Origin of the sequence: Maricaulis sp. (assembly GCF_039978735.1) — a bacterium.
Classification (GTDB): Bacteria; Pseudomonadota; Alphaproteobacteria; order Caulobacterales; family Maricaulaceae; genus Maricaulis.
Window position 1 is genome coordinate 79,541 of record NZ_JBDWAS010000046.1, and the last position, 13,937, is coordinate 93,477.

11 protein-coding genes are annotated in these 13,937 nt (G+C 65.7%); 9 read left to right on the forward strand and 2 right to left on the reverse strand.

Translation table 11 applies throughout. From position 1 onward, the window contains the following. The first annotated feature begins 45 nt into the window (after window positions 1-45). Window positions 46-2,370, forward strand: a complete 2,325-nt coding sequence (locus tag ABJO18_RS14375; RefSeq protein ID WP_348515978.1) for a penicillin acylase family protein — start codon at window positions 46-48, stop codon at window positions 2,368-2,370. Here ABJO18_RS14375 and ABJO18_RS14380 read toward each other — a convergent pair. After that, complete coding sequence (locus ABJO18_RS14380) at window positions 2,352-2,816, reverse strand: flavin reductase family protein (RefSeq protein ID WP_348508784.1); 465 nt, start codon at window positions 2,814-2,816, stop codon at window positions 2,352-2,354. The two genes, ABJO18_RS14375 and ABJO18_RS14380, sit on opposite strands and share 19 nt — an antisense overlap. Before the next feature lie 90 nt (window positions 2,817-2,906). On the opposite strand from ABJO18_RS14380, the gene ABJO18_RS14385 reads away from it, so the two are divergent. Further along, window positions 2,907-3,839 (forward strand): flagellar motor protein MotB, encoded by a 933-nt coding sequence (locus ABJO18_RS14385; RefSeq protein WP_348508785.1) that lies wholly within the window; start codon window positions 2,907-2,909, stop codon window positions 3,837-3,839. 31 nt (window positions 3,840-3,870) lie between these two features. On the opposite strand, the gene chrA is transcribed toward ABJO18_RS14385, so the two are convergent. Then, complete coding sequence (chrA, locus tag ABJO18_RS14390; RefSeq protein WP_348508786.1) at window positions 3,871-5,085, reverse strand: chromate efflux transporter; 1,215 nt, start codon at window positions 5,083-5,085, stop codon at window positions 3,871-3,873. A gap of 197 nt (window positions 5,086-5,282) precedes the next feature. Between chrA and ABJO18_RS14395 the strand changes: the two genes are divergently transcribed. The 7 genes from ABJO18_RS14395 to ABJO18_RS14425 all read left to right on the forward strand — a co-directional run bounded on the left by ABJO18_RS14395 (window position 5,283) and on the right by ABJO18_RS14425 (window position 13,031). Continuing rightward, the gene (locus ABJO18_RS14395; protein WP_348508787.1) at window positions 5,283-7,127 is read left to right on the forward strand and encodes an SLC13 family permease; all 1,845 of its coding nucleotides are present in this window, start codon (window positions 5,283-5,285) and stop codon (window positions 7,125-7,127) included. A gap of 42 nt (window positions 7,128-7,169) precedes the next feature. Beyond that, on the forward strand, window positions 7,170-7,925 hold the full coding sequence (locus tag ABJO18_RS14400) for an arginyltransferase (RefSeq protein WP_348508788.1): 756 nt from the start codon (window positions 7,170-7,172) through the stop codon (window positions 7,923-7,925). 43 nt (window positions 7,926-7,968) lie between these two features. Next, window positions 7,969-9,090: a TRAP transporter substrate-binding protein gene (locus tag ABJO18_RS14405; RefSeq protein ID WP_271186515.1), complete on the forward strand. Its 1,122-nt coding sequence runs from the start codon at window positions 7,969-7,971 to the stop codon at window positions 9,088-9,090. A gap of 5 nt (window positions 9,091-9,095) precedes the next feature. Continuing rightward, window positions 9,096-9,875 carry a TRAP transporter small permease subunit gene (locus tag ABJO18_RS14410; RefSeq protein ID WP_348508789.1) on the forward strand — a complete coding sequence of 260 codons (780 nt, stop codon included), beginning with the start codon at window positions 9,096-9,098 and terminating at the stop codon, window positions 9,873-9,875. A gap of 4 nt (window positions 9,876-9,879) precedes the next feature. After that, a complete protein-coding gene (locus ABJO18_RS14415) occupies window positions 9,880-11,475 on the forward strand; it encodes a TRAP transporter large permease subunit (protein ID WP_348508790.1) in 1,596 nt (531 codons plus the stop codon). A 177-nt stretch (window positions 11,476-11,652) separates the two neighbouring features. Then, the gene (locus ABJO18_RS14420) at window positions 11,653-12,756 is read left to right on the forward strand and encodes an AI-2E family transporter (protein WP_348508791.1); all 1,104 of its coding nucleotides are present in this window, start codon (window positions 11,653-11,655) and stop codon (window positions 12,754-12,756) included. Window positions 12,757-12,767: 11 nt separating this feature from the next. Continuing rightward, window positions 12,768-13,031 carry a hypothetical protein gene (locus ABJO18_RS14425; protein ID WP_348508792.1) on the forward strand — a complete coding sequence of 88 codons (264 nt, stop codon included), beginning with the start codon at window positions 12,768-12,770 and terminating at the stop codon, window positions 13,029-13,031. Window positions 13,032-13,937: the final 906 nt, after the last annotated feature.

The following is a 13,937-nucleotide window of genomic DNA, read 5'->3' on the forward strand; positions in this document are numbered from 1 at the left end:
CGTTCCCCCCTTGCTAGTCTCCCGGCAATTGGGGAGCAAGTCATCATGATCGCACGTCTTCTTCGCTATGCCGGTCTGGCCGTCGCCGGACTGCTGGGCCTGGCCATTGTCGCGGCGCTGGTTGTCGGCAACCGTCTCTACGCCTCGCTGCCGCAGACACGCGGGACGATGGACGCCCCCGGCCTGCAGAACACCGCGCATATCGTGCGCGACAGCTGGGGCATTCCGCACATCTTCGCCGACCGCGATCGTGACGCCTTTTATGCGCTCGGTGTCGCCCATGCGCAGGACCGGCTGTGGCAGATGGAAATCACCCGCCGGGCCCTGCGCGGCCGCGTTGCCGAAGTGCTGGGCGAGCCCGGCGTCTCCTCCGACATCTTCTTCCGCACGATGGGGTTGGGCCCGGCTGCAGACACCGCAGCAGAAAACCTGCCGGCCGATATCCGGGCCGCGCTGGAAGCCTATGCCGCCGGCGTCAATGCCGTGATCGACGCGCCGGGCTTCGTCCCGCCGCCGGAATTCCAGATCCTGATGATGCAGCCGGAACCCTGGACGCCGGCCGACACGGTGGTGGTCTACAAGGCGATCGCGCTCGACCTGTTCGGCAATGCTTTCGAGGAACCGCGCCGCGCCGCGCTGGAGGCCCATCTGGGCGCCGAGCGCGCGCTGGAATTCATCGGCCGCTATCCCGACGACGCCCCCCGCTCGCTCTCCATGGCCGACCTCGGGCTTGAGGAGACCGCCGCGACACCCGAGACCGAAACGCCGACCCAGGGGCCGGAAGACAATGGCCGTGACGGATCGAACAACTGGGTGCTCTCCGGCAGCCGCACCGTCTCCGGCCTGCCCATCCTGGCCAACGATCCGCATCTGGGCCTGCGCGCACCGGCGATCTGGTATCTCGCTCGCATCACCGCGCCGGACGGGTCGGTGGTCGGCGCCACCCTGCCCGGCACGCCCTTCGTGACGCTGGGGCGCAATGACAATATCGCTTGGGGTTTCACCAATACCGGTCCCGATGTCGGCGATCTGCATGCCGTCACCGAGGCCGATGTGACCGGCTCGCGCGAGGAAGTCATCGCCGTGCGCTTCGGCGACGACATCACCATCACGCGACGCGAGACGGCGACAGGCCCGGTGCTCGATCCGGAACACTTCCCCGCCTACACCGTGCCCGAGGGCGCCGATTTTTTTGCCCTGCAATGGATGCTCGACGAGCCGGACGACGCGACGACCGGTGTCGGCATGCATATCCTCGCCGGTGAGGACTGGCAGGACTTCGTCGACGCCGTGCGCAATTTCGTGGCGCCGCAGCAGAACATGGTGTTCGCCGCCCGCGACGGGGATATCGGTTTCTACGCCCCGGCGCGCATTCCGGTGCGCGATGCCGACGGCAACTGGGTCTCGACCATTCCCTTCGAAGAACTGCCCCACACCCGCAATCCCGAGCGCGGCTTCATCGCCACCGCCAACAACAAGATCGTGCCGGACGGCTATCCGCACTATCTGACCGGCGACTGGTATGGCGTGAACCGGATCCGGCGCATCTATGAAGGCATCGAGAGCAATGACCGCCACGATCTGGACAGCATGGCGGCGCTGCAGGTCGACACGGTATCTGTGATGGCGCGCCAGATCCTGCCGGTCCTGATGACCGCGGAGCCCGCCAGCGAAGCCGGCCGCGAGGCCCTTGTGATGCTCGCCGGCTGGGATGCCGACATGGCGGTCGACCGGCCCGAACCGCTGATCTATGCCGCCTGGATGCGGTCGCTGTCGCGCGCCGTCTATGCCGACGATCTCGGCGATCTGTTCGATCGCTGGTATGCCGACCGCCGTGTCTTCATGACCGATGTCCTGACCGGCGATCTGGGCGCCTGGTGCGATGACAGCACGACCGATGCGGCGGAAACCTGCCTGGACCTTCTCGGCCCCGCCCTCGACAACGCCATGGAACAGACGATCGCCGATCACGGGGCGGACATGTCGGCCTGGCGCTGGGGCGATGCCCATTATGCCCGCCACGCTCACACACCGTTTTCCGATTTCCCGGTGCTGTCGGACTGGTTCACCATCGAAACGCCGATCCCGGGCGATGGCTCGACGGTGAATGTCGCCCACTTCTCCTACCGCACCCCGGGGTATGACGTCTTCCACGGCGCCTCCTACCGGGCGCTCTACGACATGGCCGAACCGGACGCCTCGCGCTTCATGATCACGACGGGCCAGTCCGGCAATATCATGTCACGCCACTATGACGACCTGGCCCCGCTGTGGGGCCGCGGCGAATATGTGGAGATCCCGACCGGCTGGACGATGGATGCCGTGCCCGAGGGCATGAGCGTGCTGGAGCTTCAGCCCGGTTCGCAATAGGTCGAGGTGTAGAAGACCAGCGCCGGCACGTCGCGCGGGGTGTCCAGATCGATCACCTCGCCGACAATGATGTCGTGATCGCCGCCGCGGTGCACGGCGCTCTGCTTGCACACGAAATGGGCCACGGCGCCATCGATCAGCGGCGCCTGCTCGCCGGTCCACAGCGCATGGCAATTGCGCAGGTCCGGCTGCAGGGCGCAGGCATGGGCCAGTCCGGCCTGGTCGGCTGCGAGCACATTGATGGCGTAGGTCTGCGCGTGCCGGAACATCGCATAGCGCTCGGTCTCGCGCTCGATCGACCACAGCACGAGCGGCGGGTCGAGCGAGACCGAGGCGAAGGAATTCACCGTCATCCCGACAGCCCGCCCCTCATGAAAGGCCGACACGATGGTCACGCCGGTCGGAAAGCGCCCGAGTGCGTCTCTGAATTCGCGGCTGTCGATCAAGGGGGCGACCTCGCAAGCTGGGATTTTGAAACCTGGCCTTAACGCTAACCGTCTACAGGAGGGAGGGATACGGAAACAAGGCGGGTGGACATGGCGTCGAAAGATCAGCCGATTGTCATCAAGAAAGTCGTAAAGGGCGGAGGTGGCGGCCACCATGGCGGCGCCTGGAAAGTCGCCTATGCCGACTTCGTGACCGCGATGATGGCCTTCTTCCTGCTGATGTGGCTGATCAACACGACCACGCCTGAACAAAAGCGCGGCATTGCCGACTATTTCGCGCCCGCCAGCGTCTCGCCGGCGAACTCGGGTTCCGGCGCGCCGCTGGCCGGCACCGCGCCGGGCGATGACGGCGTGCAGGGGTCCGGCGACAGCTCGATGCGCCAGCGCCTCGCCCCGTCGGCGCCGCAGCTCAATGACCGCGACCGCCAGCAGACGCCGGAAGGCTCGCCGGAATCGCCGGACGAGATCCAGGAATCCGCCGCCCAGGTGATGGCCTCTGCCATGGCCGAGGCCCAGGCCCGCCGCGATGCGGCCCAGCTTCACTCGGCCGCCATGTCGCTGCGCCAGGCGATGCAGGACATGCCGGAACTGGCCGAACTGTCCAACCACATCATTGTCGACGAAACACCGGAAGGCCTGCGCATCCAGCTGATCGACCAGGAAGGCCGCCCGATGTTCAATCCGGGCGATACCGAGCCGACCGACCGCGCCATCACCCTGCTGCGTGCCGTTGCCCGCATTGCCGAACGCCTGCCGAACCGCCTCTCGATTGCCGGCCATACCGACAGCGCACCCTCGACCGGCGGCAGCTATACCAACTGGGAATTGTCGTCGGATCGCGCCAATGCCGCCCGCCGTGTCCTGCAGACCTCGGGCATTTCGAACGACCGGATCTATGAAGTGCGCGGCAAGGCCGGTTCCGAACCGCTCTATCCGGACGATCCCTACATGCCGGGCAATCGCCGGATTTCCATCGTGCTCCTGCGCGAAGCCCCGGTCCTGCCCCAGGGTCACGAACTCTAGGACGGAGTACCACTCCGGCCCGCCCGGGCGCCTATAGCCTGCCGGCGAGTTCGAGCCCCGTGCCGCCAACCGCCGCGATCAGGACTACGGCCCACGGCGGCAATTTCCACGACATCAGGGCGAGGACGCAGATCAGCGCCAGAAGCAGATCCCGCACATCGCCGATGGCGCTGGTAAAGACCGGCGAATACAAGGCCGCGCCGAGAATCCCGACCACGGCCGCATTGGTCCCCTGCAGGACGGACTGTGCCCACGAGAGCGCCCGCAACCTGTCCCAGAAGGGCAATACGGCAATCAGAACCAGGAATCCGGGGAGAAATAACGCCAGCAGCGCGAGCAAGGCCCCGGCAACCGCATTCGGCGCCGGGTCCAGCAAGGCGCCGAGATAGGCAGCAAAGGTGAAGAGCGGCCCCGGCACGGCCTGTGCGGCGCCATAACCGGACAGGAAAGCATCCCCGGAAACCCAGCCGGGACCAACGACCTCCGCCTGTAACAGAGGCAGCACGACATGGCCGCCACCGAACACCAGGGCGCCTGCCCGATAGAACCCGTCGAGGATCGCCAGCACCGGTGACTGCCCGGACACGAGCGGCAGCAGAACGAGCAATACAAGGAAGACTGAAAGCGCGGCGATACCCGTGCCTGGAGATACCGGCAAGCCGATCCGCCCGCCAGCCGGCACGCCCGCGCCCCGGCCCAGCAGGAAACCGGCCGATCCGCCCAGTGCGATCGCGCCGGTCAGTCCGAATGTGCCGGGAATGAAAGCCAGCATGGCCACCGCAGCGACGGCAATACTCGCGCGCGCAGGGTCGGGACAGAAGACCCGGGCCATGCCCCACACGGCCTGGAACACGATAGCCACGGCAACGATCTTGAGGCCATGGACCATCCCCGATGCGACGGGCCCCGCCAGACTTCCGGCAGACAGGGCGAGGCTAAACAGAAGCAATGCAGACGGCAGGGTGAAGGCCAGGAAGGCTGCGAGCCCCCCGAGCCAGCCAGCACGCATCAGACCGAGTGCGAAACCGGCCTGGGACGACGCCGGCCCCGGCAGGAACTGGCACAGAGCAACGAGATCGCCATAGGCCTGTTCCGACAGCCAGCCGCGCCGCGTGACCAGTTCGTCGCGGAAATAGCCCAGATGCGCGATCGGTCCGCCGAACGACATCAGTCCCAGCCTGAGAAAGACAAGGAAGACCTCAAGCGGGCTGCCCTGCCGGCGCGATGACTGCGTCGTTTCATTCATATTCGCATCCACCTCACCAGCCCCGGGCCGGGTCGCCCGCTACAGGTCCGGCATTCCAACGCCAAGAGAGAATACAGCCGGTCCGACCGCAAGCGATCGATTGCGCGGCAGCGGCAGGCGGGGGCTTCGCAAGCGCACATGACGCGTGGTAGCGTCATGGATTGCACATGTCGGATCCATAGCCCCCTGAAATCAAAATGATAGAAAGCGCGTCGCTAGACGTCTGGCAGATGTGGGCAATTCTCGGCGGCCTGGTCGTCGCGATTGTCTTCTTTGTATGGGACCGGTTCCCGATCGAGATCGTTTCGGCCTCGATCGTGGCGGCGCTCATGCTGTTCTTCCATTTCTTCCCGCTGGAAGATGGACGACCCAGCATCGCCGCCCTGCTGGAAGGTTTTGCGAACCCCGCTCTCTTCACCATCCTGTGCCTGCTGATTGTCGGCCAGGGCATATTCCAGACCGGTGCGATGGAGGGGCCGACGCAATTCCTCCTCTCCTCCTACGACCAGCGGCCGCGCGGCACGCTGATCGCGATGTTCGCCTTCGTTTTCGTCGTCAGCGCCTTCATCAACAACACGCCGGTCGTGGTGATGTTCGTGCCGATTCTCGTGGCGATCGCGCGGCGGATGGAAAAGAGCCCCTCCAAGCTGATGATCCCGCTGAGTTATGTCTGCATCCTGGCGGGCATGACGACGCTGATCGGCTCGTCCACCAACCTGCTGGTCGCCGAACAGCTGCGCACGATTTCCGGCGTCAGCCTCGATTTCTTCACACCGACCATACCCGGCCTCTTCCTCGCCAGTTTCGGGCTGGTCTACATCGTCTTCGTCCTGCCGCGCCTGCTGCCGGACCGGGACACGATGGAGGGCGAGCTCGCCGGTTCCGGTGAAGGGCGGCAATACATCGCCCAGATCGAGGTGACCGCCGACCACCCGCTGGCCGGCAAGCGGCCCGTTGCCGGCATGTTTGCCGACCTGCCCGACATGACGGTGCGCATGATCCAGCGCGGCGAGCATGCGTTGCTGCCACCCTTCGACCAGATCGAGCTGAAAGCCGGCGATCTCGTGATCGTCGCCGCGACCCGTCAGACCCTGTCCAACCTCCTGTCCAAGCGCGCCGACTTCATGCGCGGCATGCTCGAAGCGTCCGGACCTGGCGAAAACCCGACCCCGGGCGACAGCCTGATGATCACCGAAGCCGTGGTGGCCCCGGGTTCGCGCCTGATCGGCCGCACGATCCAGCAGATCGGTTTCCGGCACGCCACGGGCTGTATCGTGCTGGGCATCCAGCGCCGCAGCCGCATGATCCGCTCGCGCATGGGCGAGATCCGGCTTGAGGCCGGCGATACGCTGCTGCTGTTCGGCTCGACGAGTTCGATGCGCCAGCTGCGTTCCGACCGCGATCTTCTGCTGATGGAATGGGCGACGACGGCGCTGGCCGATCCGCGCCGCGCCAATGTCGCGCGCGCCATCTTCGCCGGTGTGGTGATCGCAGCCGCGACCTCGCTGATGCCGATCGCGCTGGCCTCCTTCCTCGGTGCCGTGGCGATGATAGCCGGCGGCTGTCTCAACACCCGCCAGGCGGCGCGCGCCGTCGATATCCGCATCTATCTGCTGATCGGCTCGGCGATTGCCCTGGGCACGGCGCTGCAGATCACCGGCGGGGCCGACCTGCTGGCGACGGGTGTCGTCACGGTCTTCTCGCCTTTCGGGCCGGTCGTGCTGATGTCGGCCATGTTCATCCTGATCGCCTTGCTGACCAATGTACTCTCGAACAGCGCCACGGCGATCCTGTTCACCCCGATCGCGGTCGGTGCGGCCAACCAGATCGGCGCCGATCCGTCGCTGTTTGCCCTCACCGTGCTGTTTGCCGCCAATACCTGTTTTGCGACCCCGATCGGTTATCAGACCAATCTTCTCGTGATGGGCCCCGGCCACTACCGCTTCATGGACTATATCCGGGCGGGCGCGCCGATGGTGGTGTTGTTCTGGATCGCCTTCACCCTTTACATTTCCCTCCTCTACGCCTTCGATCTGGTGTGAGTTAGCATGACGGTCCGGTACAGCTGAGTCGAAGAGCGCGCAGTGACCCATCCATTCGCGACACGGCAAATTCCCTTCTTCCTGACGGCGGCAGCGCCGTGCCCGTATCTGCCCGGGCGCTGGGAGCGGAAAGTCTTTACCCGTATCGATCTGGGCGAAGGGCCGGCGCTGAACGACGCGCTGACCCATGCCGGCTTCCGCCGCAGCCAGGGCGTGCTCTATCGCCCGGCCTGCGAGGCCTGCGATGCCTGCAAGTCGGTGCGGATCGATGCCGGCGAGTTCGAGTGGAAGCGCCGCTGGCGCAAAAATCTCAATCGCAATGACGACCTCACCGTCTCGACCGAGGCCCAGACGGCGACGATGGAGCAGTACGAGCTGCTCACCCGCTATCTGGACAGCCGGCACGGCGATGGCGACATGGCCGGCATGTCCTTCGGCGAATACGTGATGATGGTCGAGGAAGGGGCCCAGCGCACCCATGTCACCGAATACCGCGATGCCTCGGGGACGCTGGTCGCGGCGGTGCTGACCGATGTGCTCAAGGACGGGATCTCGCTGATCTACAGCTATTTCGACCCGGACGAGGAGAAGCGCAGCCTCGGCGCCTTCATGATCCTGGACGCCGTGCGCCAGGCCGAGGCGGCCGGCCTGCCCTTCGTCTATCTGGGCTATTGGGTGCGCGGCAGCCGCAAGATGAGTTACAAGGCAGCCTACCAGCCGCTGCAAGTCCTCACGCCGTCGGGCTGGCAGGCCTATGGCGAACTGGCTAACCATGAGGACGAAATCGACGAGGACTGACACCGGCCGGAACGGGCGGGCACGATCCTCAAGGGGGAGAGACATGGATCGACGCACATTCATCAGCGGCGGCGCGGTCGCCGCTGCGACGGTGGCCACTGCCTGCGGGGAGACGGGGCAGGAGAACGCGGCCGGACCGGCAGCACCCGCGGTCAATCGCGGCGTGAAACGCCTGCGCATGGTGACGACCTGGCCGGCCAACTTCCCCGGCCTGGGTACCGCTGCCAACAATGTCGCCGCCTATATCAACCGCATGTCCGGCGGATCGCTGGATGTGCGCGTCTATGCTGCCGGCGAGATCGTCAGCGCTTTCGAGGCCTTCGATGCCGTCTCCGAAGGCACGGCCGACATGTATCACGGCGCGGAATACTACTGGCAGGGCAAGTCGCCGGCCTTCAACTTCTTCACCGCCGTGCCGATGGGCATGACGGCCTACGAGATCATGGGCTGGGTGGAATATGGCGGCGGCCAGGCGCTGTGGGACGAACTGGCCGGCCAGTTCAACATCAAACCCTTCCAGGCCGGCAATTCCGGCCACCAGATGGGCGGCTGGTTCAAGCGCGAGATCAACACGCTGGACGATTTCCGCGGTCTGCGCATGCGCATTCCGGGCCTTGGCGGCAATGTACTGCGCGAGCTGGGCGGCGCGGCCGTCACCCTCTCCGGCGGTGAGATCTATCCGGCGCTGCAGAACGGCACGATCGACGCCACCGAATGGGTCGGTCCCTGGAATGACCTCGCCTTCGGCTTCTACCGCGAGGCGCCCTATTATTACGGCCCGGGCTTCCACGAGCCGGGATCCTGTCTGGGCGTCGGCATGAACCGCACCGTCTGGGACGAGCTGGCCGACGATCACAAGGCCATCATCCAGTCGGCCTGCCTGACGGCCAACAATCTCTCCCTGGCCGAATTCCAGCACCAGAACGGCATCGCGCTTGACGTGCTCGTCAACGAGCATGGCGTCGAACTGCGCCGCTTCTCCGACGAGATCTGGACGCGGATCGGCGAGATTTCCGAACAGGTTGTCGCCGATACCGGCAATGCCGATGCGATGACGCGCCGCGTCTATGAGAGCTATCTGGATGCGCGCAACAAGATGCGCCAGTGGGGCCGGGTCTCCGAAATGCCCTACATGGTCCAGCGCGAACGCGTGCTGGGCGGCTGACGCCCATGCGCCCCGGTGACCGCCTGATCCTGGCCGTTCTGGCCATCATCATCGTCCTGACCGCGCTGGATGCCGCCACCGGCGGCGCCATTGCGGGCTGGGCCAATGCGCACCTCGCCGGCTGGGCTCAGGCGCTGGGCGGCTGGCTGATGCGGATCGGCCTCTTCGTCTCGCCCGTCCTGCTGCTGCCGCTGGTCACCGCGCTGATGGGGCGCTTCCTGTCGGTGCCCGCCGGGGCGTGGAATTTCGAACGCAGCCTGATCGGCATTCTCGACCGTATCACCCTGACCATCGGCGGGGCGGCGCGCTGGTTTGCCCTGGGGCTGGTGGTCGCCACCGCGGTGATCGTGATCCAGCGCTATGTCTTCGGCTATGCCTCGACCAAGCTGCAGGAGAGCGTGATCTACATGCACGCCCTGCTCTTCCTGCTCGCCTCGGCCTCGGCGCTTCTCAATGGCGGCCATGTGCGCGTCGACGTGATCTATGAAAAGCTCGACGAACGCGGCAAGGCCTGGACCGACCTGATCGGCACCTATCTCGCCCTGATGCCGATGAGCTTTCTCATCCTGTGGTCCTCGACCGGCTATATGAATTCCACCTGGCGCATCCTCGAGCAATCGCGCGAGAGCGACGGCCTGCCCTTCGTCTTCCTGCTGAAGACCGCCATTCCGGTGTTTGCCATCATGATGATCCTGCAGGGTTTCTCGATGGCAGCCCGCGCCGCCATGACGATCGGCAAGGAAACCCCGCCGCCCCTGCCCGATACTTTCAAGGGCGAGGTCTGACGCCATGAGCTTCTTCGTCGAGATCCTGCCCTTCCTGATGTTCATCGCCGCCTTTGCGGCGCTGCTGCGCGGCTATCCCGTCGCTTTCACCCTGGCCGGTGTCGCCCTGGGCTTTGCCCTCCTGGGCATCTCCATGGGCCTGTTCGACCCGATCCATTTCCGCGCCTTCCCGCAGCGCATCTACGGCAATCTGATGGAAATGGACCGGCAGATCCTGGTCGCCGTGCCGCTCTTCGTCTTCATGGGCGTGATGCTGGAAAAATCCCGCATCGCCGAGGAATTGCTCGAAGCGATGGGCGCGCTCTTCGGCACGCTGCGCGGCGGACTGGGGATTTCCGTCATCGTGGTCGGCGCGCTGCTGGCCGCCTCGACCGGCATTGTCGGCGCCACCGTGGTGACGATGGGCCTCCTCTCTTTGCCCACCATGCTCAAGCGCGGCTATGACCCCGCCCTGGCCGCCGGCTCGATCGCGGCCTCGGGCACGCTGGGCCAGATCATCCCGCCCTCCATCGTGCTGGTGCTGCTGGGCGACCAGATCTCCAACGCCTACCAGGAAGCCCAGCGCGCCCAGGGTATTTTCTCGCCGGACATCGTCTCGGTCGGCGACCTGTTCGCCGGCGCACTGATCCCGGGCCTGATGCTGGTCGGTCTCTACATCGCCTACCAGATCGTGATGGCGATCTGGAAGCCGGAAAGCGCGCCTGCCGCACCGGCCAGCGAAGCCCATGCCGACTGGGGCGCCATCCTGCACGCCCTGCTGCCACCGCTGGCGCTGATCATCGCCGTGCTCGGCTCGATCCTCGCCGGGCTGGCCACGCCCACCGAAGCCGCCGGCGTCGGCGCCGTGGGCGCCAGCTTCATCGCCGGAGCCCGCAATGCCGGCCGCGACGGCAATCCGCCGCTCGGCCAGCTGGCCAGCTATGCCGGTCTTGTCGCCCTAATTGCGCTGATCGGCCTGGTGGTCGTCGCCAATATCGGATCGGACAGCCGGGTCTATGTCACCGATCTGGGCACGCTGGGCGGTGTCGTCACCGGTGCGCTCGTCACCCTCACCCTGCTGGGCGCCGGCTGGAGCCTGTGGCGTCTCAAGCGCAATGGCGTGCTGGACGAGGTGATGACCTCCACGGCGACCATCTCCGCCATGGTCTTTGTCATCCTGATCGGCGCCTCGCTGTTCTCGCTGATCTTCCGCGAGCTGGGCGGCGACGAAACCGTGCAGGCCGCGCTCGAGGCCGTGCCCGGCGGCGTGTTCGGCGCGCTGGCCGTGGTCATGCTGGTGATGTTCGTCCTCGGCTTTTTCCTCGACTTCATCGAGATCACCTTTGTGGTGGTGCCGATCGTGGCACCGATCCTCCTGATGATGGGCGTCGACCCGGTCTGGCTGGGCGTGCTGATGGCGATGAATTTGCAGACCAGCTTCCTCACCCCGCCCTTCGGCTTTGCGCTCTTCTATCTGCGCGGCGTGGCACCGGAGGCGGTGAAGACGACCGACATCTATCGCGGCGCCATCCCCTTCGTCATCATCCAGCTTCTGGCGATTGTCGCCGTTGCAGCCATGCCCTGGCTGGCCACGGCCCTGCCGAACTGGCTTTATGGGTAGATGGCTTCACCTGGTCCTTCCCCTTGATGGGGACTGTGTCCGGCGCAGCCGGACGGAAGGGGTGAACCCGGCCGTCTGAAGTTCGCGAAAACCTCGCCGCCCCCCTCCGACCCGGGGCTGCGCCCCGGCCCACCTCCCCCATCAAGGGGGAGGACGAAAACGAAGGATATCCGGTCGATGACAGCGCTGAACAAGATCGAGCTGGAACGGGTTTTCATCGCCGTGCTCGCCTTGGGCATCACGGCGGTCTTCGCCTGGATGATCCGGGACTATCTGGCCACACTCTTCCTGGCCGGGGTGATCGCGCTTTTCCTGTCGGGCCCGCATCGCTGGCTGGCGGCGCATATGGGCGAGCGGCCCAAGCTGGCGGCAATCCTGCTGGTGACCGGTGCCCTGCTGGCCTTCGTCATACCCTCGGCGATCCTGCTCGGCGTGGTGGCCGAACAGGCGATCGACATTACCCAGCGCGTCACCCCCTGGGTGCAGGAACAGGTCTCCCAGATCCGTGATGACGGGCTTTACGGCCTGCCCGACTGGATGCCCTTCCGCGAAACCATCATCCAGTACCAGGCCACGATCACGACCCAGCTGGGCAATCTGGCCGGCACGGTGGGGCGGCTCCTCGTATCCAGCCTGCGCGCAGGCACGGGCGGCTTCCTCGTTGCCACGCTGAACTTCTTCATCCTGGTCTATGCGCTGTATTATTTCCTGCTGACCGGCCGCAAGAGCGCGCACCAGGCCCTCAGCCTGCTGCCGATGACCGGCGAGGACCGCGATCTGCTCGCCGAACGCGCCATCTCGACCATCCGCGCGACCGTGAAGGGCACCTTCGTCATCGCCCTCGTCCAGGGCGCGCTGACCGGAGCCGGCCTCTATGTTGCCGGTGTGCCGGGCGCGATCTTCTGGGGCGCAGTGACCGCCCTGCTCTCGATCATCCCGATGATCGGCCCGCCGCTGGTCTGGGTGCCGGCCGCAATCTGGCTGACGGCCTCGGGCCAGGTCGTGCCGGGTATCGCGCTGGCCGTATGGGGCGCGATCGTCGTGTCGACCTCCGACAATCTCCTGCGCCCGGCCCTGGTGGGCAAGGATGCGCGCATGTCCGACCTGATGGTGCTGATCTCCACCCTGGGCGGTCTGACCCTGTTCGGCGCCGTCGGCATCATCATCGGCCCGGTGGTGGCCGCGCTCTTCACCTCGGTCTGGTACATCTTCCGCGAGACGTATTCGGGGCTTCTGGAGGCGGAGGAAGAGACGGAGGTCAGTGACGATGCGCCGGAGTGAGAGAATGTCGGATGCCTGACGATAAGGAACGCTATCATTCTCTCAGACTTGTCGGATTTCGGGATCTCTGGCCGGTTTTTCTCGCGTTTGCTGTCGAGCTGGCCTTGCAACATCTGACCCAGCCATCGGACACCGCAGTTCTGATATCGCGTGCCTTGCTGGTGCTGCTCAGCGTCGTCCACTGTTTCCTGTACCTCACAAGGCGCCCGACCCGGGTGTTTGGCGATATCACTATCGTGGCGATCCTCGCGATCTACCTGTTCGGCCAGGCTTGATTTCGGCGCTGTCGGGGTATGTCGCCTGATCGCAAAAGGGACAGCACCAACCACCGTCACCCTGACACCCGCTTTCGCGGGCGCAGACTTCAGTCAGGGCCCAGATCATAAAACCGGGTGCTCCCATCCTGCCGCGATTGCACCTCGCGCCATGGATCCCGACTTTCGTCAGGATGACGGTTGAGAGGTGTTGAATGGGGTTATCTCCCCCCATCCATTTTTCCCGGAAGCGCGGCAGCGCTGTCCGGGACCTACGGGAGACTCATCGCTGAAGGCGACCCGCGGTCGGTCCCGGCTCTGCGGCCCGCCTTTGCGGGCCATCCGGCCGGGAGAAACGCGGGTGTGAGAGCGGGGAAGATGAACAAACCTTCTCCCCGACCGGGGGAGAAGGTGGGCGGAGCCCGGATGCGGGGGCGGCCGCGGGCCACTTGAAGCCTGCGGCACGCCTTGTGCGACTTGCACCTCGCGCCATGGATCCTGACTTTCGTCAGCATGACGGTTGAGAGGCGGTGGATGGGGTTATCTCTCCCCATCCATTTTTCCCGGAAGCGCGGCAGCGCTGTCCGGGACCTACGGGAGACTCATCGCTGAAGGCGACCCGCGGTCGGTCCCGGCTCTGCGGCCCGCCTTCGCGGGCCATTCGGCCGGGAGAAATTCGCGCTTATCCCTCTCCCCCGTCTGGGAGAGGGCTGGCCTGGCTGACAATCGGGAAAACTTGTCCCCACCCCCTCGGACCGGCCGCATAATCACCCCGTCTTCGCACCGCTCGAGGCCCGGACCGGTTATCCGGGGGTGCAAAGAGTACGGAGCTTGTCCGCGCCTGCCGGGTTGACCACGGCAGGCTCCGGCGAGGCCATCGGCAGGGACGACCGGCAAAAAGCTCGACCGGACCGTCCCCGCCGGTTT